The organism is Bdellovibrio bacteriovorus (assembly GCF_001592745.1).
Lineage (GTDB): Bacteria > Bdellovibrionota > Bdellovibrionia > Bdellovibrionales > Bdellovibrionaceae > Bdellovibrio > Bdellovibrio bacteriovorus_B.
On the sequence record NZ_LUKD01000008.1, the window covers coordinates 421,578 to 440,056 of the forward strand.

The following is an 18,479-nucleotide window of genomic DNA, read 5'->3' on the forward strand; positions in this document are numbered from 1 at the left end:
TTAAACAGCTATTTTGCCAGTTTAAACGGAACCTTTGAGTACAGTTTACCGTTCACCATAATTTCTAAATAATGCGTTCCAGGATAGTAAACCCGTGTCGTCACCGGTTTGAAAGAGTGTTTCTTTCGAACGTTAAAAACTTCCTTCGCTTTGACATCTTTGCTGGTGAGTTTAAACACTTTGGGGCTTGTATTTCCATTGGACTTCTTATGATGAACTAAGTAGTCGACCATGATCTTTCCGGGCTTGGAACTTTCAATATCAAATGAGAACTCCAAATGATCGCCCACGTTGACTGAAGACTTATTGAGCTTCAGGTTTTTAATTTTCACAGAGTTGTTCGAGTCGTAACCCAAAAGCTTAAGAGCCGCAGGATTGCCTTTTTTAATCAAGGTGCGCAGAGCATGACGAACAATCCAGTCGATCTTGTCCTGATGTTTTGCGGGTGCTTCCTTAAGCCATCTTGCCGCCGTCTTAATTGCGATTTCGGCATGGTCTTTCGAGATGTCATTCAAATGGTTGGCGACGGATTTGCGAACATAAAGTTCGTCGTCATATTTTAATTTATCTAAGAGCTCGATTGTTGGGGTCGGGTCTTTGATAAAGCTTTTCAGTTGTTCTCCCCACGGCAGACGTGGGCGTGAACCCTCTGAAACCAAGCGGCGGACGTGATGGTTTTTGTCCTTGCTCCATGTGTGCAAGACCTTGAGTGTTCTTTTTTCTTCGTGAATCAGAAAGGGGCGAATAGCGAATTCAGCGGTGAAAAGTTCCGTGAATGTGTGAAGTGCTTTCATGGATTGATCGAAATCTTTAAGGCCGTAGCGGTGTACGTACTCTGTGAAGGCCCAAAGATCAAAGCCCTTCAGGGGGGCAATGCCGGTGGCTGGATTTGTTGTCGCTTTTAGTAAAATAGCCAAGGCTTTTTTGTAGTCTTCAGGAAGATGAGTTTTTAAGAAATCACAGATCAAGCGCATGCGCGGCTTTAACTCTAACTCTGGAAGTTTGTGGCTGAGTTTAATGAAAGCTTTATCGTCAAAGGCTGGGTAGTGATGGGAAATATGCTTTGCCATGCGCTTTACTAAAGCTTCGTTGATCCAGTTTTTAAAAGCGGTGTCTGTAGTTTCTTCGTTTTTCTGAGGCATGACTTATATAAGGTGCGGACCTTTTATTTGTCACGGTGAAATGCTGATTTTTGGCAGTCGCTAAAATGAAAAAAAGCCTCTGGGGTGCAGAGGCTTTTTATAAAAAACTATTTATTGAAAGTCATTTTATCGCAATAAGCGCGCAGCTCTTGAATGCTTTCACGGATATCGTCAAGGGCGCGGTGTTTGTTCGCCTTTTGGTAAACGTAATTGAACTTGTTATTGATGATCACTTTCCAGGACGACACATCCACCATGCGATAGTGCAGGCGAGGAGCAAGGTCCTTCATGTACTTGTCGATGAAAAGACGATCTTGCATGATCGAGTTTCCCGCTAAGATCGGGCGATCTTTGGGATCGGGGAAATGCTTTTTCACCATATCCACAAGTTTGGCTTCGACTTGATCTGGCTCCATACCGAATGGAACTTTTGCTGTCAGGCCAGACTTCTTATGGTGCTCGGTATTCCAAGCGTCCATATTGTCCAAATATTTTTGCGGTTGTTTAACGACAGTTTCAAATGTGTCCAGCTCTTTGAAATTAAGGTCTGTCACGATGGCTGCAACTTCGATGATCACTTCTTTTTCGACATCGAGACCTGTCATCTCCATATCGAGCCAAAAAAGTTTATTCATGAGGAAATCCTGTTCTAGGGTCAGTGACCCGGAAAGACTTCCATTTTGATCGAGGCGGGGAACTAAAACAAGAACTAGCTACTTCTGTTGCTCCATGCCGGAGCGAAGAGCCTCTTCGACGGTTCGGATCAGCTTGCGCTCATCCCAAGGCTTATCGATAAAGGCATACACGCCCAGGCGTTGCGCCTCGACAACCATCTCTTTTTGGCCATAGCCGGTGTGAATGATGAACGGAATCTTAAGATTGTTCTCACGCATCCATTTAAGGACTTCCAGGCCTGATTTCTTAGGCATCTTTTCGTCAGAAAGGACGGCATCGAATTGATGGGTTTTTAATAGATCAATGCCCTCAAGGCCATTTGCGGCTTGAGTGATTTCACCAGCGGATTCCTCAAGCAGAGCCATCAGAACTTCGCGTAATTCCGACTCATCATCGATGATGAGAAGACGACCTTTTTTTCCAAGAGTATCAAGAGTAGCCATAAGACAATTATGGCAAAAGTCATTCGAGCCGTCACCGACAGAGCGTCGGTGAGACGGTCAATTTATCGTGCAAGACTAAATTTGGATTTGTTTTCTTCTGTTAAGAAGTTTTTATTTCGCTTTCGAAGAGCCCGTGATTTTGTACTCACCAGCTTTAGAAATCGCAGCCTGAATTTGATCTTGAGAGATGTTCACGCCCGTTTTTGACGAAATCACAACTTTTCCGACGCTAACTTCACATTTTTCAAGTCCGTCCATTTTGCAAACTTGAGCTTGGATGGCTTTTGCGCAAGAACCGCAATGCATGCCTTCCACGTTGTAAGTCACTGTATCAGCCAAAGCGGCTTGGGATAGCAAAAGAGTCGTAAAGATAAGGGCCTTTTTCATAGTGTCTCCTCTTGGACAAGAGCCCTCACAGTATACCCGAAATCGGGGTTTTCCAAGCCGTCCTGATGTTGCAGTCCGTAGTTTGGGCTGTATGGAATGGAGGTTGAAACTGGGTAATGCTCACAAAGAGGGCATTGCTACCCCTTGTTAAGCTCTTTTTAAACGTTTATTAAAAAATTGATTGAATTGCGCGACCACTGTGGCTATAAAAGATTCTCCAAATCGATGTGGGGTGGTAGTTAAGTTGGTTATAACGTCCGCCTGTCACGCGGAAGGCCGCGGGTTCGAGTCCCGTCCACCCCGCCATTTTTCTAAATGGCTAATCCCCACGAACATGGAAAAAGGAAAACGGAAGTCATAACAAAGACTTCCGTTTTTTATTTGTGGGTTCGATAGTACCAAATTCATTAACTCCCGTTTTTCATCAGAATTCATAGAATCAAAATGCGTTGATGCCTTGGAAGCCATATCCATCAAGGGAATCAGGCGATTTTGGGTGCCTGTATTTTCGAGTTCTAAAGTTGTTAATTGGCTTTGAAGTGCTGCCTTTTCTTCCTGCCATTGTTTCGACTTCGATTTCCAGATGTCTTCCGGAATTTTGCCATCCAGATAGCGGTCACAAGCTTCAGATAGGCGTTTTTCTATTTCCTTGAACCTGCGTTTTATAGTTAAGAGCTGGGTTTCTTTTACCTTAACTCCTTCGGCCTCAGTTTTACGAAGTTCTTCGTCAGTCCATTGCACGACATCGGCGGGGAGCCTAATTTGTCTAAGTGCATTTTTAAACTCCTCTTCAAGGTACTCCTCGCGACGGTTTTTGACGAATTCACAGACCCTTCGACCATTAGTGCATCTGTAGCTCGTGTTTAAAGTATTCGAAACGACAATTCTAGTTTAGTTTTTTATCTTTTTGATCTGAGAGGTAGAAAAGGTCTCGAATATTTCGAGGTAAAATCTCAGAATAGAATTGTACGGAAATTGTGTTACATCAGTGCCTCTTTCGATCGTTAGTGGTTTTTCTAGAACATAAAGGTCGTCATTTATTTGCAATGTAATTTTCATGTTTTTGAGTGGCATAAAGTAAGGCTGTTGAACCATGCTTAGATTCATAAGTGGCAAGCGGGCTAGTGCAACCTTAGAGCCGAGAAGTTTCTTTTTGGGGGAACTCATAATCGGAGCATCTCCTTTTACATAAGTTGAAGCTGCAAATCTGGTCGTTGCTCCAATCTCTTGATATGTCCACATAGTACTGTGGTAAAACTTTACGCTTTCTGGCTCATCAGGTAAGAAAAGTTCAAGAATTGGAATTTGAGCGTGTGCTACGAGTATGTTAATAGCATTATGGGCATAAGGTTTGGGTTGGTTTAGTGGAGCTTGAAAAACTATTTCAACTTTTGCAGAAATAGTTTTTACTTTGTTTTTTTCTGACTGAAGGTCGGCACTTAGTAGTTTGTTATTATTTTCTTGAGTTTGTAATTGCTTCTCGAGCTCTAAAGACTTGTTTTTCAGTGTCAGAATCTCAATTTGATCAGATTTCTGACGATTTTCAGACTCCTGGGATTCTTTATAGGTAAAAAAAGCACCTGTGAATGTTGATACCACAATTAGGAATGAAATTACTTTTAGAATATCCCTAATGCGCGGGTTGTGAGATAAAAATGTGTCTAGCGGCCACTGTAATGCTGCGAGAATACCGCCGATGAGGGTCCAGGCAATTGAATTCATTTGGTTTGGTTTCGCTTTCTATGTAAGTCAGGCCAATTTTAGAATTTTAGCGACTACGGCAACTACGATTGCGAGATTGAAGTAAGATATCATCATTTGAATCCAAATTAAAAAACGCACGTTATCCGTAATTGGGATGATTTCTGATGGCACGTTGTTTGTGGCAACCATTGTAGACGTATATACGAAGTCTAAGAATCGTGGTCGCATCATCAATGAATTTAGGTCAAAAATAATTTCTAGATTGTATTTTCCCAACGCTTTAAGCGTCTCTCCGTAAAAGATGTTTTTGAGCCGTTCAATCTCGGGAAAATTTTGATTCTCAATTAATAGGGAATAAGACTCTTGAATCGCTGTGCTGAGTCTTTCAAGCGTAGTTGTTTGGGGTTGAAAGACTTGTTTATGCAGATGTTCAAGGGCGCGTTGAAGGCTACTAAATAGGCGTAGTTCGTCTACACTCATTGGGGGGGATGCGTTGATGACTCTATTAGACATTGCTGTCGCCGAAGGTTCACGAAAATACTCCATCATAATTGGGATTAACATTTCATTTATATTTGAAAGGCCGTTCTCAGTCCCGTTGAACCTAAATTCTATTTTAAGTTCTCCATACTTTTTAAATTGTTTTTCTATTAGTTGTGATGGGGTTAGCCCAAGCCTACTTATCTCACGTATGGCATCTGGCGTATCGGGATTCTCTCCGAATTGCCGATATATTGATTTATCTTCAGAAAAGCTGACCCAAGGTGCTTTACTTATTGAATCAGCGTTCTTTTGAAGCCTCAAATCGTTGATGGCGTCGATCATTAGTGTTGTTTTTAGAGATTCAGAAAAATTGAAAGCTGGAGTCGGGGAGAGTCTACCTATATAGGTTTTGCTGTCGTGAGAGACTGCGCTGATGTTTTGCCAGTGAAAAATTAACCAATAAACAACTGCGAATACGGCTATGTTAATTAGAAATAATCCTAAGCAAGTAATAAGCATTGAGATTGGGCTTCCCCAAATTTGGGAGCCAATATACGAGAGGAGTAATTTTATTTTGAATAGAATAAAACTCATTCATTTAACCTTTTTCGAGGACCAATATTACGTAATTTCTGGCAACTGCTGTATTTAGCTAATTGTCATCTGGCAACTTCATTTTGAATATTCACGAATGGAAGACTCGAAGTTTAAAGTTCTCTGGATAATAAAGATTTTTACGCACGATGTAATTTGATATTAGTTTATGGTTGGTCGCGTTATGATTTTGAATTGGTTGCTACGGGCCATTCCGTGTCCGTATTTCGTACTTAACGTTCGTAAATCGGACTTCGATCGCGCAATGACTGAATATATCGGATTAGCAGTAGGATCACTTCTTGAAGTATTTTGATTTGATGAATAGGTCATGAATTTAAATTAAACGGTTATCTTTACCATTCTGTGATTGCAGATTGTGCTTCTCTTGCTAGATATAGGTCTGGCGCAAGACGGCCAACTGCACAACAAATCGGCAATTGTTTGATTTTATTAAACTCATAACTGTATATAGCCGTTATACCTCTTGGAGGAATGAATGGCAAATTCACATTTTTTTAACTACTACACGATCAGAGTAAAAGAAAAACGCAAAGAGGGTAATGTCATCATCCGTAAATTTGGTGATGAAGAGTGGGATCTCTTCCCGATCATGCAAACATACTTTGGAAACATGAATGAGTTCGCTAAAGATGAGCTTAAAAAGTCCATGTCCGGTAAGGATATAATGAAAGAGGATCAAGCGAACAATCTATTCTACGGGATAATTCAATACGGTAACTATGGAATGCAGCAAGATATTGCTCATAAAGATGGAGAAGTTACCTATAACATGAGTGAAAATGAGGGGCCTATTAAAAAACATTTTTACCTGATCTTCATTCCACCAAATTCAACGACCGGAGCGATGATATTGCATAGCATTGGGGCGGATGGAATATCAAGTCTTGTCCAGGATGGAATTACTACGATCTTTCGCGAAATTGCGCCAAAATTTATATTAGAAATAGAGCCTGTTATGTTTAATCTAAAGGCGCAGGATGAAGTTTTTCTAAACAGTATAACGGTAAACGCTTTTGAGCGGCCTTCAAAAGTAAAAACAAACAAAACTATTGGCTCCAGAGCTAAAAAAATAGCATCGATAACGATGAACACCGCTACCAAACAGGGAATTTTAAGTAAGATATTTAAATCAGAGAATGTTGCTGAAACAGTATTGGATGAAATAAATCCGGTAATTTCGCTAAAAAATGCGGATAAATATAATACCGAAGTTAAATTGGACATTGATATTCTTGGAAAGAATAAGACGCTCAAAATTAACCGAGAATTTAAATATAGTACGTCAGAAGATATGACTGGTCGTCTGGAAATGGTTGCAGGTGTGCCAACTCTCGAGTCACTGCATAAAGAAGGCGTGGGTAGTTTAAAAGTTTTAAGAAGATTAGGGGTAATTTGAATGGAAGTGTTCTCTGCGCCTTTTGAAATCCTGTCCCATTATAATAGAATCGTTAAAGAGAATTATAATGGAATCTATCCTAGATCAGAGAAATTCTGCTTCATTGCTCTACCGATTATAATGAGTTTTTGCGTTGCTCTGATGTCTCATGGGAATATTTCAACAGCAACTTCGGAGAATTTATTGACCATTCACGGGATTTTTTTAAGCGTTCTTGTTGCGTCGTATGCTCCATTTTTAGATTTTCTTAAACCAGGTGCCACAATCACAGCGAAGGCCACCGCTGAAGTTTCAGATCAAGAGTACCTCTCGACTGAATATGTGCTTTCAAAGGCCGGTGGAACGGTCAGGAAACTACTATTCATTTCAAATTCATTATGTATTGTTTTGTCCTTGGGAATCATTGTTTTGTTATGCATTCAGCCTATAGTTTGTTCAGACTTAATTCCATGGTTTTTCGATATCGGATACATGAAGGGTCAACCGGTTATATCATTTATCTATTCGTGGACCGTTTATGGATTAGTTATTACAAATGGATATGTACTGCTGCGCATCGTCGCTATTATGGCCAATAAAATCCTTACTGAGATGGATTAAGGCTAAAGATGGTTTTCCTCTAGTTGCAATTGAGTTCTAAACTCGTCCCATACGCTCCGCCATTTTTTAGCGAAAATGGCCGACCCTACAACGATGGAAATCAAAAGGAAGCCTTGAGCTTCCTTTTTTTATTTGTGGGTTTGTAGTCCATAGGTTGGTTTAAGTCGTAAGGTCCACTTTTCTCAAACCTAAACTGATCTTTTCTTATTTAGGTCTTGGTTTGTCCTATGTTTCCAAATTATCGCTAGGAAGTGATCACCATAAAGGCGAAGTTTTTCTGATGTTACACCAATTATGTTTGCCATTGATGCGGCGTCATCTGGCATTTGCCGAGCCATCTCTTCAAGAGTGAAGTTTTTAAATACTAAATAGGCGGGAATGTTTTGCTCTATAGCAAGTCGGTTCCTTTCTTGCCTCAAATCGGAAAAAAGTTTCTGAGAATAATCTTCTGAGTATCTGTGGTTGCTATTCACAGACGTCTGAACGACAAATGTGCGCCTAACTGGGGAGTATTTATTAGTTCTAAAGCTAAAGTTAAAGTTAGATGGCGCTTCCAAAAGATAGCCTTTGTAGTCCTCGCATAATACACGTTTTTGTTCTTTAAATGTGGGGTATCGGCCGCTTTTCTTCTTTTTCCAGTCCAGCCAAGCGTGAAATAATTCATGCTGATGTCGGTCCATTACGCACAGATTTCTTAATGTGTTATCAGATCTTTTTCCATTTATGTGATGTACAACCTCATTGGGAAATAGATCCCGTTTCAAAACTCTTTTTGCAATGAGCCTGTGTTCATATTCGTTAGCCCCTCGAGCAAAGATATAGCCACCTCTATCGCTTCTCTTGCCTCTAAAAAGTTTCAACAACGGAACAGCAACACTCAAGGTTGCCAAACTCACCCAGAAAATTTTTGAAATTAGGCTCGTACCTGGAATAAGTACCATTGCAACGGCGCAGACGATCGTCAGTGTTCGAGCCATGTTCACAAGGAATCTTTTCAGCTTTATTAGAAACCAGCGCATAATAGCTGATCGACATTTTTCAGATATAAATAAACTTTATTTATAGTATTTTGACTTTAAGGCAGATTTTTTCTGATATGAAACGAGGAAATGTAATTACTTGGGACATCATACAGATATGTTTGGTTTTGATACGACAGATGTCTCTGCAATTTTAGTTTTTGATTTCGTACTTTCCCTCGTACACCTGTGCGGTCCCCTCCAGATGAAATGGTTTCCTTTTGCCCGTTTTGCTTAGACGGTGAGCAATTTTTGGTGGTATGGAATTGGCTTATATAAAATACATCTGATTTCTTGGAGTCATTGCGATACCAAGGCGATCTTTTATAGGAGCAACATGAAGAATCTAATTTCAACTTTTGTGATCATCATGGCGACATCTTCTTCGGCTTTTGCAGGAACGATGTCTTTCACTAAAGATTTCATCGCGTCTACTACCTTATCTTTGGACAACGAGCCTGGGAAAAGAATAACCATCCAGCCTTACGAAACATTTTCTAGCACTGGATATGGTCGTGACGGAATTAGTGCGTTTCCTACGTTCCGGTTGGTCTTCACTCATCCTGGTATCGACTATTCAAGCGGCTATAAAAATATTGAGCCAGAACAGTTGAATATTTACTGGGAGGGTCAATGTGAAAACGGTGCCAAAGTTTTTAAAGGTGAAATGGTTTCTTACGAAGTGCTTCGAGTTGTGATGCACAATAATTCTGGCAAAGTCAGTATTCACGGTGTTGGACAAGTAGTAGGGGACTGCAACTAAGTTCGAGGTCTGTTGTAAATCGAATCGCTAATATTAAGGAAACGTCGGCTTCCCTAAAACCCAACTAGCAGCGCCCATATCAAACAAGTTGTGACTGACACCTGCGGGAAGAGCCCAGGTACTCAGATTCTGATTGAATGAATCCGCATTTAAGAACATTTGATCCATGTTCGTCATGCTTCCGGTGAAAACCCAATTGCCGATGTCTTGGTTAAAGGCATCGGCGTCTTCGAACATTCCTGCCATTGAAATGACTTTCGACGTGTCCCAAGAGCTGCCTGATTTTGCGAGCGGGCTGTTGAAGGAGCTTGCTTCGAAGAACATAAATGCCATGTCGGTCACGTTAGATGTGTTCCAGGTGCTGATATTTTGGTTGAACGCCACGGCGCTGCCGAACATCGCGCTCATATCTGTGACGTTAGAAACATCCCAATTGCCAAGAGGCTTGTTAAAGGCCGTTGCTCCGGCAAACATATCACTCATGTCGGTGACGGCAGTCGTTGTCCAGTGATTGATGTCACTATTAAAATTCGTAGCACCTTGGAAAAGTCCGCGGAAGCCACTTGCGAGCGACGTTAAGACGGGAGCATCTGTTGCGGAAATCTGCACATTCTTACAGTTTGCGAACATGAACTCCATCTTCCACCAGGCATTGGGGCCCCATTGCTTGACGTCGACGATTTTTAGTTTGTCAGTGCCGCTACAGAATTGCAGCCATGGAAGATTACTCCCTTTCATTTTCACTTCATAAATGCCTGGGGCACCGTACGTGTGCGTGATCACGCGGCCTCCGCTGGCAGGGCTATTCACCGTTTGAGTTGAAGAATCACCCCAAGAAATTTCGAAGTCGTATCCGATCCAATCGGCCAAAGGGAAACTGGCATCCGTGTTTGCCGACGAACCTCCCTCGGTATTATTGGTATTAAAGATAACGATGAAAGAGTTTTTGACGTTGGCGTTGGAAGAGGGGCCGTAAGCCGGCGCTTGGTTGCAGTCAGCATCTTGAGCGGTGTTTGCGGCTATTGAAATATTCGCGGTGCCGTCGCCCGTACAACCTGACACAGTGACGGTGGCGGTCGCCGTAGTCCCATTTGTCACAACAGCATTGCAGCCTGCGAAGTCAGTTCCGCCTAAAATAATATCTGCATTGGTAAGATTGATCGTCGTCGCATCGGTGTAGGTCACCGTGTACACGAAAGAGGTCGCGCTGCTGCCAGAAGAAATGGCGGGTCCGGTAATGACGATGGAAGGTGCAGGCAGGGGCGGTGGAGTGACAGAAGATAAATCTGTTTTCCAGCTATTGGCCGTTATGTTCCCGATACATCCTGTCAGCCCCAAAAAGCAAAACAGGACCATCACGAACCTTGTTAAGTTACGTCCCCGAACATTCATGAGATATACTTCGGATAGCTAAGACTTTCCCTTGAATTACCAAGCCAGCATGCGATGTACCTTGCATTACCGCCTCATACTGAGACCCCCGGTCCTTCATCAGCTGTTGCGTTGATGCACTTTTTTCTGATGATCCTAAGAGCCTTTTCGACCATCATTAAGGAATTAGCGAGGTTGCCATGTCGACACATCCAAATTCAATGCGGACGCCCGAGGTTGAAACTGTTAAAGCCTTCTATGAGGCACTCAATAACAATGACATATCTGCAGCTATGAAGCTTTTTGATCCAAACATTGAGCGCGTTGAATTTGAAGACTTACCGACGGGTGGAACTTACCGTGGACTTGACGAAATGAAAGCGCATATCACCTCAGGCCGTGCGACGTGGGCCGAAGGGAGCTGTCATCCCGAGCGCTTTCTTGTCGCCGGCGATAAGGTCGTTGTATTTGTGCATGTTCACGTAAGGTTGAAAAATAAAACAGAATGGATCGACGGACATGTCGCTGATGTTTTTGCTTTCCGCGGTGAAAAGATCATCCAGATGCGTTCGTACTTAAAAAACGAACAGGCCTTAGAGTGGGCTGGGGTCAGGGACTCTTCGAAATAGCTCCATGGGCTATATATAGACGACAAGGATAAAGCCGCGTGGGTTTCAGAGCCGTTCCTTACGGACGAAAATAGATTGAACAGCCCTAAACCTTAAATTCACAGCCACCGTGGCAGTGAATTTATATTACGTTTTCTTTTTCATCACTTCTTCTAAATTCAAGCACTCGACGATTTCAACGCTATCTCCGGGAAAGATCGTGAAATGCGGATGATTTAAGAACATCTTCGCGGCTTCTTCAGCGTTAGGCGCCTCTACGATCACATACCCCGTAAGATTATTGCGAGTGTCAGAAATGCCGTTGGCATCCACGCGTTTTGTTTTTCCCAGCGGGGTTCCGTTATCTTTAATCGCGAGCTGATGTTTCTTGCCCCAGTTCATCCAGGCTTCGACACCTTGTTTTTCGCGATCGTGTCTTTCTTTTTCATTTAACGACTTCCACTTTTGATGAGTGGATTCTTCAGTTCCTAAATAGACGGCTAAAAATGTTTTCATGGATTATCCCTTATAAGCACGCTTTAAAGTTTCGATATCGAACTTCACCATTTTGTACATTTCGGCCATCACGCGTTTGACTTGCTCTGGTGTTCCATCCTTTTGCATGTCGTCCATGATCGTAGGAACAACCTGCCAAGAAAGACCGAATTTATCTTTCAGCCAGCCACATTGTTGAGGTTTTCCACCACCAGCCATTAGTTTTTCCCAGTATTCATCAATCTGCGCCTGTGTGTCGCAATAAACCATCAGGGAGATGGATTCGTTGAACTTAAAAATGGGTCCACCATTCACGGCGACAAATTTTTGTCCGTTCGCAGTGAAGTCCACGGTCATGACAGATCCTTCGGGCTTTCCGTGATGTTCAAAACCTTCCTTACCGAAACGGGCAATTGTCCCGATGCGACCATCTTTGAAAATAGAAGTGTAAAACTTTGCAGCGTCCTCAGCTTCAGAATCAAACCAAAGGCAAATACCAAAGGGCTTCATAAATCCTCCAATCTTAAAAGTGATCTTTTGTTACATACTATTTGGTATGTAAACTTTGTCAACAAGGAATTCTTTATCCAAACCTTAGGTGTCTTAAAAAGATAAAGTTTTAAACTCATCTTGCTTAAATGCAGAGAGCTAGACGCTCTAAAGATCTTTGGAGGACTTGTTGTAATTCGCGGCCAGCATTGTTCCACGCGTTTCCATTAGGACCATTATTTAGACACCAGATTCTTTTTTACCGATGACATAAGTTTCACTGTTGAAAATAAGGAACCGCCTTTAAAAGGATGTAAAGGCGGTTCCTTTGAAGACTTTGGCAAAACTCTTAGTACTGTTAACTATGGGGCTTTTCGTAGGCTGTGCACCTTCAGCGGATGATGGCAGCGTTGTCATTTCAGATGCGAGTGCAGGGATATTTGGAGGAGAGAAAGTCGATAGTGACGAGCGCATGGCTCAATCGACCGTGGGCATTTATAGCACACAGAAAAAAGCCATTTGCACGGGGACTTTGATTGCAAAAAATGTCGTGCTGACTGCCGGTCATTGTTTGGTGGGTTCCAAGTCGGATATGGAAATCAGGTTCGGGACAAAAATTTCTAAAGGGGTTTCGCGTAAGGTGGTCGAAGCTCTTCGTGAGCCTCACTACACGAACACAATCATCTTCGGTCCAGAACGTGACATCGCCCTTATCAAATTCGCAGGCAGCCTCCCTTCAGGCTATAGACCGATCCGTATTTTAAATGATTTTTCTGTTCTGACTGCGGGTAAGAAAATCATCGTTGCCGGATATGGTCGCAGTCTTCCAAAAATGAAAATGGGTGAAGGGACACTTCGCAAAACTCAGCTTAAAATCTTAAAGCCTTTCTACAGACAAGATGAAATCCAGTTCGACCAGTCCGATGATACCGGTAGTTGCCACGGTGACTCAGGCGGTCCTGCCTATACAAATGAAAATGGCGAACTGAAAGTTTTTGGCGTTACAAGCAAAGTTCGCACGACGAAGGAAAGACGTCATGTTTGCGATGGCACGGTGATCTACACTCGTATCGACTTCCATCTTCCGTGGATTGAAAAAGTCCTTCGAGATTTCGGATCTATTAACTAAACGAAAACACGTCCTTCAAAAAGAATTCTTGCGGTACGATAAAAGCTTCCACTCAAAGCCACGTACTGCGAGTTTCGTTCTTCCACCTTCGCATTCAAAGTTAATACACCTGAAGGCATGCCGATGCGGACTTCATCGAGGTTTTTATTTTCTAGTGTTTCATGAATCAGGCTTCCTGGAAGTTTCGCCGTGACGGCCGCACACAACGACACCGTTAAGGGCAAGGCCTTGTGAGGTTGTCCGCTGGCAATCACGCGCAAAGAAAAATCCATGTCGGGTGAGTACCGAGGAGCCACCAAACCTAAATAGGGAATGGCGATAGATTTTTTTGCTTCGTCAATACTTGCAGCAATGCCCATCGCCACGGAGGCCTCTAAGCGAATGCTTTCAAAGGATTTGAGAAGCTCTGGTTGATCAAGTTCCGCTGTGGACTCATCACCACGAAGGCCAAGGTCTGAGGCTTTTAAAAACACACAGGCATTCGCCGCATCAATCATTGAAACCTCCAATGACTTTCCATTGGATAATTTCAAAATGTCCCGTGTCTTGTGAGTCGGAAGAAGTTTTCCTGTTGTCGCTCCGCCTGGATCCTGAAACTCAAGACGAATCGGCGCGCCTGTTCCGCTGACTCCAGGAATCTCAAGATCTCCCGTGAAAGCCACTTCGCCATTTTTAACAGGGAAGTAGGCGTGAATCACTTTTTGAGTGTTTGTATTATAAATCCTCACGTGAGCTTCAGAGCTCGATGGCAAAACCCATTTCTTAAAAACAGCATAGGGCCCAACGGCTGAACTGATATTGCCGCAATTGCCTTTGTAGTCGACTTTTCTTTCCGTCACTGAAACTTGCGCGAAAGTATAGTCGACATCGGCATCATCACGCGAGGAGGGTTTCAGTATAGCCACTTTTGAGAGTGATGAAATGCCCCCACCCATGCCGTTAAGCTGTCTGCCGTAAGTATCGGGACTTCCTAGAGCGCTTAAAAAAATCTCGTCCCACTGGGCGCGATCTTTCGGTAAGTCGTCTTCATTAAAGATCAAGGCGCGGCTGGTGCCGCCCCTCATATAAGTGCAGGGAAAAGAAAGAAGAGACATAGAAGCCTTTACTTTACTCGCAGATTTTTGCCGTGAACATCGCGATAAGCCGGTAGGGCGCCTAAGGCAGTTGCTTCGTAAACTCCGCGAGCGACGGCGCGAGCTAAACAATCCGCAGCGACAAGGCCGATGCGATTCACGAGGTCTGCGCGTTCTTGAATGTCAGCGCCCCAGGTTCCCGTTGATGCCGCAAAAACAGTGTCACCATCAAATGGCGTGTGCACCGGGCGGATCGAGCGGGCATATCCATCTTGAGCCATGATCGCTACACGTTGCGATTCGGCTTTTGTCAGGCGAGCATTGGTGGCGACGACTCCGATAGTCGTATTTTCTCCGGCTTGATTTGTCAGACTGTCTAACGGCGAACCTGTCCACGCTTCTGCGGCTGAATTAAAATCGATGGCAGATGTTGGAATCGGTTGGCCGCCCATTTCATTCGCTTGTTCAAAAGGCCACGCCCAGAAAGAAGACTGGCCCGGCATCACCGCCGTACCCACGCAGTTGACGGCGACGATAGCGCCGATTTGTAAACCGTCACCAGAAACGGAAGAGGCACTTCCTAGTCCGCCTTTGAAAGGTCCTGCTTTGGCGCCGTAACCGGCTCCCGCGCAACCCAATTTAAAATCTAAAGACGCAGCATCAAGAGCGGCACGTCCCAGGTTCCAATAAGGGGATTTTTCTCCCCAGCCTTTATCGCCGCCATTGAGTAAGTCAAAAAGCACCGCACTTGGAACAATCGGAGCGCGAGCTGTTCCGATAGGAAATCCAATTCCGCGGGAGGCCAATGTATCTGTAACTGCAGAGGAAGCACCCAAGCCGAAAACAGAGCCACCGCTTAAGACGATAGCGTCCACACGATCCACGAGACAGCTTGGATTTAAGGCATCGGTGTCACGCGTACCCGGAGCACCACCGCGCACGTCAACCGCGGCCACTGCGGGATTATCAAACAGGATCACGGAAACACCACTCCAAGCTTTTTGATCTTCAGCTTGGCCGACGCGAATAGAGTCAACATCTGTAATGCGATTGCGAGCGCCGGGACGGAAGTTGTATTTCATCATCATACTCCTTGGTTGAGAGCTTTGATGCTAATGTCTACCCGGCGCAGGGATCAATCTAAAATTAGTTTGGAACGCGTAACTACCACCATGCTTCATTTTTATAATCGTCATTCACGGAGACGATTTGTCCAAGACGAGGTGTGACTAAGTTGATCCCTCTAGATACTGAAGCCTCTTGCAACTTCAAAATGGGATCATTCCAGGCATGAAACGCCAGGACAAACATGCCCCAGTGAACGGGAAAAAAGCGTTTCGCTTTCAGATCTACGTAAGCCTGCATGGATTCGTCAGGAAGCATGTGCACTTCCTTCCACTTTTCATTGTATTGACCACATTCTAGGAAAGCGATGTCGAAGGGACCGTATTTTTCACCGATTTCTTTAAAGTGGACGTCGTATCCAGAGTCTCCGCTAAAATAAACATTGTGCTTATCACTTCTTAACACCCACGAAGCCCAAAGAGTTTCATTATCCTTAAGGCCGGTGCGCCCTGAAAAGTGTTGAGCGGGTGTGGCGATAAATTCAATTCCATCCACGCTGTGTTTTTGCCACCAATCCAATTCCGTGATGCGCGAAGATTCAATACCCCAACCGACAAGGTGAGAGCTGACTCCCAAGGGAGTTAAGAATCGGGCCTTTTTATCTATGAAGAACTGAATGGAAGTCATGTCGAGATGATCATAGTGGTCATGTGAGATCACGATGTAATCAATCTCTGGCAAATCACTCAGATCTAAAACAGTTTTTTGGAATCGTTTTACCATGAAGGAAAAAGGCGCGGCACTTCCTGAAAAAACAGGATCCACTAAAATAATTTTGCCATCCATATTCAATAGAAACGTGGAGTGACCGAACCAGATTGTTTTTAAATGGTCCGAAGGTTTTAAGAATTCGGCCAAGTCTGGCTTCACTTCGGGAAGGGGCTGGGTCGGAGTGCGATTTTCCCCCTTGCTAAACCATTCTTTGAAAGTCGAAAAAGACATCGCGCGCTTGCGCATTTCTTTAATGGCTTCTTGCTGACGGTTGACGAAGACCTTTTCATTCTTATCGTAATTCGGCGATTGAGCGAATTTTTCTTGAAATTCTTTTCCGGGACGGGTTCCAAATGCAGCGCAGCCTACCATATAAAAGCCTCCTACAAAGGCAATAAACAAAGTGAGAAGAACGGACGCCGTTTTCATAAAACCTCACAAAGTAAACGGTTGTGTTTACTTTAGGGCGAATGCGGACTGTTTTCAACAGAAAAGTAAACGAAAGCGTTTACTTTCACAAAAACCCATGTAAAATCAGGGGTATGTTAAAAGAAGAAATCTCAAAGAAAATCAAGGACGCCGCCGTTGCCGAATTTATGAAGTGGGGATTGGATGCCGCTTCTATGGAAGACATTGCCAAGGGCGCTCAGGTCTCAAAACGAACTCTTTATAAGTATTATCCGACCAAAGAGGCGGTTTTTGATGACATGGTCTTAGAGCTGGTGGAGGTCGCTTGCGGAGGCCCTGCCATAGTCTATTCAAAAAATGAAAGTCTTGAATCACAAATAAAAGACCTCGTTGAAAAAAAAGCCGAGCTTCTGACTTCAGAAGAGTATTTAACAACAGCTCGCATCGTTTTAAGTGAAGTCATGAAGGGTAAAAAGCTGAGCGCAAAACATCTGGCGAAGTTCAATGAGTCGGAAACGAAATTCTTAAAATGGATTGAATCGGCTAAAAAGGATGGAAAAATCAAAGCGAAGATTTCGAATGAGGTTATTGCAGAGCAGATGCATGCTTTCATCAAAGGTCAGCTTTTCTATCCAGTGCTTTTTGGAATGAAGAAAGTGTCGGCTAACGACGTTAAGAACATTAAAAAGATGACAGTTGAGTTCTTCTTTAAGATGTTTTGTTAAATCTAGTTAGGTAAAATGCTATGAAATGGAAATCGGACCAAAAAATTCATATTGACCTAAAACCACCTGAGGGAAAGATCACTTGCGATTTCACCGATGAATTGGAAACAATCTCAGTTAGATCTTATGAGGTGACGGTGACGTACGGTGGGCCGCATGAAGAGGTGAAAACCTGCCGCGGAAAGATCACAGACTTTGTTACCGAAAATAAGATTGAATACATGGTGATGTCCGATGGCACCAAGATTCCACAAAACGCGATTCGACGGATTTCTTCGGAATAACTACTTCTTTTTCGCTGTCTTCTTTTTTGTGACTTTCTTGGGAGTGTTCTTAGCCAAGGCCTTCTTCTTCAGTTCCTTTTCTTTTTTTGCTAGACCTTGCACAAAGCTGCGCGCCTCGTCTTTTTCAGCCTGAGAGATCAGATTGAATTCTCTATTCGTGAGTGCTCCGATAAGCGCGTAGGCATAAATGCTGTGGCGATGTTTCGGATTCATTGCGATCAATTTTAGAAGGGTTTTCTTCCAACCTAGTTTAATGAACTGTTGCGGGGTTTTTATTCCCGCCTTCAGAAAATGTTTTTCGCTTTCCGCACCTAGGTTTTTTAGGTCGGAAATTTTCTTCGCGCGTTTCAGGACTTCCTCTGCAGGTTCGTCTGTAAACATACGTGGACGGGTGGTGTCCATCTTGTCGGGAATTCCGCGAAAAGGGTCTTTCTTGGTTTTTAATTTTGATTTGGGAATGCTTCCCCAAAAACTATGCGGACGTAATACTTGTTTAAGTACTTCGGTTGCAAGTTCGTCAAAATGCTCGGTGTGCACCGGAAGATAAAGCCACTTTGGTAAAATTGGATGAGGAATTAAAAATGGACAGCGTTGCAGAGCCTGTTCTTGAAACTCTTTATCCACCGGGAACATGCAGCCATTCCATAGATCGAAGTCGTACTTTTTTCCTTTGTAAGTGCGACTGCCGCCTTCGCTTTCAAAAATAAGAAGAACGGCTTTGTCCTCGATATAGTAAATAAAACCGCCGAACATCGCTTTTCTGCGATAATCGCCTTCAGGAAGTAAGCTCTCTATCCATTTCAGTTCTTGCGGTTCCTTTGCCATAAAGCA

Annotated in this window: 21 protein-coding genes and 1 tRNA gene; 8 read left to right on the forward strand and 14 right to left on the reverse strand. The window is 43.4% G+C overall.

Annotated elements, in window-relative coordinates; translation table 11 throughout:
* Nucleotides 1-8 precede the first annotated feature (8 nt).
* The 4 genes from AZI87_RS16585 to AZI87_RS16600 form a co-directional block, all read right to left on the reverse strand.
* Nucleotides 9-1,142 (reverse strand): hypothetical protein, encoded by a 1,134-nt coding sequence (locus tag AZI87_RS16585; RefSeq protein WP_063209311.1) that lies wholly within the window; start codon nucleotides 1,140-1,142, stop codon nucleotides 9-11.
* Nucleotides 1,143-1,249: 107 nt separating this feature from the next.
* Nucleotides 1,250-1,777, reverse strand: coding sequence for an oligoribonuclease (gene orn / locus AZI87_RS16590; RefSeq protein ID WP_063209313.1), 528 nt, complete (start codon nucleotides 1,775-1,777; stop codon nucleotides 1,250-1,252).
* 78 nt (nucleotides 1,778-1,855) lie between these two features.
* Nucleotides 1,856-2,260, reverse strand: a complete 405-nt coding sequence (locus tag AZI87_RS16595; RefSeq protein ID WP_063209315.1) for a response regulator — start codon at nucleotides 2,258-2,260, stop codon at nucleotides 1,856-1,858.
* A 111-nt stretch (nucleotides 2,261-2,371) separates the two neighbouring features.
* Nucleotides 2,372-2,647, reverse strand: a complete 276-nt coding sequence (locus AZI87_RS16600) for a heavy-metal-associated domain-containing protein (RefSeq protein WP_063209317.1) — start codon at nucleotides 2,645-2,647, stop codon at nucleotides 2,372-2,374.
* A 229-nt stretch (nucleotides 2,648-2,876) separates the two neighbouring features.
* Here AZI87_RS16600 and AZI87_RS16605 point away from each other — a divergent pair.
* Nucleotides 2,877-2,953, forward strand: a tRNA-Asp gene (locus tag AZI87_RS16605).
* A gap of 585 nt (nucleotides 2,954-3,538) precedes the next feature.
* Here the strand turns inward: AZI87_RS16605 and AZI87_RS16610 are convergent.
* Nucleotides 3,539-4,369 carry a hypothetical protein gene (locus AZI87_RS16610; protein WP_063209319.1) on the reverse strand — a complete coding sequence of 277 codons (831 nt, stop codon included), beginning with the start codon at nucleotides 4,367-4,369 and terminating at the stop codon, nucleotides 3,539-3,541.
* A gap of 27 nt (nucleotides 4,370-4,396) precedes the next feature.
* Nucleotides 4,397-5,428, reverse strand: a complete 1,032-nt coding sequence (locus AZI87_RS16615; RefSeq protein WP_063209321.1) for a hypothetical protein — start codon at nucleotides 5,426-5,428, stop codon at nucleotides 4,397-4,399.
* Nucleotides 5,429-5,927: 499 nt separating this feature from the next.
* Between AZI87_RS16615 and AZI87_RS16620 the strand changes: the two genes are divergently transcribed.
* Both AZI87_RS16620 and AZI87_RS16625 read left to right on the forward strand, forming a co-directional pair.
* Nucleotides 5,928-6,848 (forward strand): hypothetical protein, encoded by a 921-nt coding sequence (locus AZI87_RS16620; protein ID WP_063209323.1) that lies wholly within the window; start codon nucleotides 5,928-5,930, stop codon nucleotides 6,846-6,848.
* A complete protein-coding gene (locus AZI87_RS16625) occupies nucleotides 6,849-7,448 on the forward strand; it encodes a hypothetical protein (protein ID WP_063209325.1) in 600 nt (199 codons plus the stop codon).
* A 188-nt stretch (nucleotides 7,449-7,636) separates the two neighbouring features.
* Here the strand turns inward: AZI87_RS16625 and AZI87_RS16630 are convergent, their stop codons facing one another.
* The gene (locus AZI87_RS16630; protein ID WP_172795534.1) at nucleotides 7,637-8,425 is read right to left on the reverse strand and encodes an HRDC domain-containing protein; all 789 of its coding nucleotides are present in this window, start codon (nucleotides 8,423-8,425) and stop codon (nucleotides 7,637-7,639) included.
* 379 nt (nucleotides 8,426-8,804) lie between these two features.
* On the opposite strand from AZI87_RS16630, the gene AZI87_RS16635 reads away from it, so the two are divergent.
* Nucleotides 8,805-9,230, forward strand: coding sequence for a hypothetical protein (locus AZI87_RS16635; RefSeq protein WP_063209329.1), 426 nt, complete (start codon nucleotides 8,805-8,807; stop codon nucleotides 9,228-9,230).
* A gap of 33 nt (nucleotides 9,231-9,263) precedes the next feature.
* Here the strand turns inward: AZI87_RS16635 and AZI87_RS16640 are convergent, their stop codons facing one another.
* Nucleotides 9,264-10,586 carry a BspA family leucine-rich repeat surface protein gene (locus AZI87_RS16640; protein ID WP_253696966.1) on the reverse strand — a complete coding sequence of 441 codons (1,323 nt, stop codon included), beginning with the start codon at nucleotides 10,584-10,586 and terminating at the stop codon, nucleotides 9,264-9,266.
* A gap of 215 nt (nucleotides 10,587-10,801) precedes the next feature.
* Between AZI87_RS16640 and AZI87_RS16645 the strand changes: the two genes are divergently transcribed.
* Nucleotides 10,802-11,230, forward strand: coding sequence for a nuclear transport factor 2 family protein (locus tag AZI87_RS16645; RefSeq protein WP_081112259.1), 429 nt, complete (start codon nucleotides 10,802-10,804; stop codon nucleotides 11,228-11,230).
* 126 nt (nucleotides 11,231-11,356) lie between these two features.
* On the opposite strand, the gene AZI87_RS16650 is transcribed toward AZI87_RS16645, so the two are convergent.
* Entirely contained in the window at nucleotides 11,357-11,725 is a 369-nt protein-coding gene (locus AZI87_RS16650; RefSeq protein WP_063209335.1) for a hypothetical protein, read from the reverse strand.
* Nucleotides 11,726-11,728: 3 nt separating this feature from the next.
* Entirely contained in the window at nucleotides 11,729-12,214 is a 486-nt protein-coding gene (locus tag AZI87_RS16655; protein ID WP_063209337.1) for a VOC family protein, read from the reverse strand.
* A gap of 307 nt (nucleotides 12,215-12,521) precedes the next feature.
* On the opposite strand from AZI87_RS16655, the gene AZI87_RS16660 reads away from it, so the two are divergent.
* The gene (locus tag AZI87_RS16660) at nucleotides 12,522-13,322 is read left to right on the forward strand and encodes a S1 family peptidase (protein ID WP_155722603.1); all 801 of its coding nucleotides are present in this window, start codon (nucleotides 12,522-12,524) and stop codon (nucleotides 13,320-13,322) included.
* On the opposite strand, the gene AZI87_RS16665 is transcribed toward AZI87_RS16660, so the two are convergent.
* The 3 genes from AZI87_RS16665 to AZI87_RS16675 all read right to left on the reverse strand — a co-directional run bounded on the left by AZI87_RS16665 (nucleotide 13,319) and on the right by AZI87_RS16675 (nucleotide 16,603).
* The gene (locus AZI87_RS16665) at nucleotides 13,319-14,416 is read right to left on the reverse strand and encodes a 2-methylaconitate cis-trans isomerase PrpF family protein (RefSeq protein ID WP_063209341.1); all 1,098 of its coding nucleotides are present in this window, start codon (nucleotides 14,414-14,416) and stop codon (nucleotides 13,319-13,321) included. The two genes, AZI87_RS16660 and AZI87_RS16665, sit on opposite strands and share 4 nt — an antisense overlap.
* Nucleotides 14,417-14,424: 8 nt before the next feature.
* Nucleotides 14,425-15,477, reverse strand: coding sequence for a P1 family peptidase (locus tag AZI87_RS16670; protein ID WP_063209344.1), 1,053 nt, complete (start codon nucleotides 15,475-15,477; stop codon nucleotides 14,425-14,427).
* 82 nt (nucleotides 15,478-15,559) lie between these two features.
* Nucleotides 15,560-16,603: an MBL fold metallo-hydrolase gene (locus AZI87_RS16675; protein ID WP_253696949.1), complete on the reverse strand. Its 1,044-nt coding sequence runs from the start codon at nucleotides 16,601-16,603 to the stop codon at nucleotides 15,560-15,562.
* Between the two features lie 170 nt (nucleotides 16,604-16,773).
* Between AZI87_RS16675 and AZI87_RS16680 the strand changes: the two genes are divergently transcribed.
* Nucleotides 16,774-17,364: a TetR/AcrR family transcriptional regulator gene (locus AZI87_RS16680; RefSeq protein WP_063209348.1), complete on the forward strand. Its 591-nt coding sequence runs from the start codon at nucleotides 16,774-16,776 to the stop codon at nucleotides 17,362-17,364.
* A gap of 20 nt (nucleotides 17,365-17,384) precedes the next feature.
* On the forward strand, nucleotides 17,385-17,648 hold the full coding sequence (locus AZI87_RS16685; protein ID WP_063209350.1) for a hypothetical protein: 264 nt from the start codon (nucleotides 17,385-17,387) through the stop codon (nucleotides 17,646-17,648).
* On the opposite strand, the gene AZI87_RS16690 is transcribed toward AZI87_RS16685, so the two are convergent.
* Nucleotides 17,649-18,473 carry a TfoX/Sxy family DNA transformation protein gene (locus AZI87_RS16690; RefSeq protein WP_063209353.1) on the reverse strand — a complete coding sequence of 275 codons (825 nt, stop codon included), beginning with the start codon at nucleotides 18,471-18,473 and terminating at the stop codon, nucleotides 17,649-17,651.
* Between the last annotated feature and the right edge of the window lie 6 nt (nucleotides 18,474-18,479).

Coding starts and splice junctions, on each gene's coding strand:
- AZI87_RS16640 (WP_253696966.1), bottom strand. CDS start 10,586: ATGGTCCTGTTTTGCTTTTTGGGGCTGACAGGATGTATCGGGAACATA.
- AZI87_RS16665 (WP_063209341.1), bottom strand. CDS start 14,416: ATGTCTCTTCTTTCTTTTCCCTGCACTTATATGAGGGGCGGCACCAGC.
- AZI87_RS16610 (WP_063209319.1), bottom strand. CDS start 4,369: ATGAATTCAATTGCCTGGACCCTCATCGGCGGTATTCTCGCAGCATTA.
- AZI87_RS16630 (WP_172795534.1), bottom strand. CDS start 8,425: ATGGCTCGAACACTGACGATCGTCTGCGCCGTTGCAATGGTACTTATT.
- AZI87_RS16655 (WP_063209337.1), bottom strand. CDS start 12,214: ATGAAGCCCTTTGGTATTTGCCTTTGGTTTGATTCTGAAGCTGAGGAC.
- AZI87_RS16675 (WP_253696949.1), bottom strand. CDS start 16,603: ATGGTAGGCTGCGCTGCATTTGGAACCCGTCCCGGAAAAGAATTTCAA.
- AZI87_RS16585 (WP_063209311.1), bottom strand. CDS start 1,142: ATGCCTCAGAAAAACGAAGAAACTACAGACACCGCTTTTAAAAACTGG.
- AZI87_RS16595 (WP_063209315.1), bottom strand. CDS start 2,260: ATGGCTACTCTTGATACTCTTGGAAAAAAAGGTCGTCTTCTCATCATC.
- AZI87_RS16650 (WP_063209335.1), bottom strand. CDS start 11,725: ATGAAAACATTTTTAGCCGTCTATTTAGGAACTGAAGAATCCACTCAT.
- AZI87_RS16615 (WP_063209321.1), bottom strand. CDS start 5,428: ATGAGTTTTATTCTATTCAAAATAAAATTACTCCTCTCGTATATTGGC.
- AZI87_RS16645 (WP_081112259.1), top strand. CDS start 10,802: ATGTCGACACATCCAAATTCAATGCGGACGCCCGAGGTTGAAACTGTT.
- AZI87_RS16680 (WP_063209348.1), top strand. CDS start 16,774: ATGTTAAAAGAAGAAATCTCAAAGAAAATCAAGGACGCCGCCGTTGCC.
- AZI87_RS16600 (WP_063209317.1), bottom strand. CDS start 2,647: ATGAAAAAGGCCCTTATCTTTACGACTCTTTTGCTATCCCAAGCCGCT.
- AZI87_RS16635 (WP_063209329.1), top strand. CDS start 8,805: ATGAAGAATCTAATTTCAACTTTTGTGATCATCATGGCGACATCTTCT.
- AZI87_RS16625 (WP_063209325.1), top strand. CDS start 6,849: ATGGAAGTGTTCTCTGCGCCTTTTGAAATCCTGTCCCATTATAATAGA.
- AZI87_RS16670 (WP_063209344.1), bottom strand. CDS start 15,477: ATGAAATACAACTTCCGTCCCGGCGCTCGCAATCGCATTACAGATGTT.
- AZI87_RS16685 (WP_063209350.1), top strand. CDS start 17,385: ATGAAATGGAAATCGGACCAAAAAATTCATATTGACCTAAAACCACCT.
- orn (WP_063209313.1), bottom strand. CDS start 1,777: ATGAATAAACTTTTTTGGCTCGATATGGAGATGACAGGTCTCGATGTC.
- AZI87_RS16620 (WP_063209323.1), top strand. CDS start 5,928: ATGGCAAATTCACATTTTTTTAACTACTACACGATCAGAGTAAAAGAA.
- AZI87_RS16690 (WP_063209353.1), bottom strand. CDS start 18,473: ATGGCAAAGGAACCGCAAGAACTGAAATGGATAGAGAGCTTACTTCCT.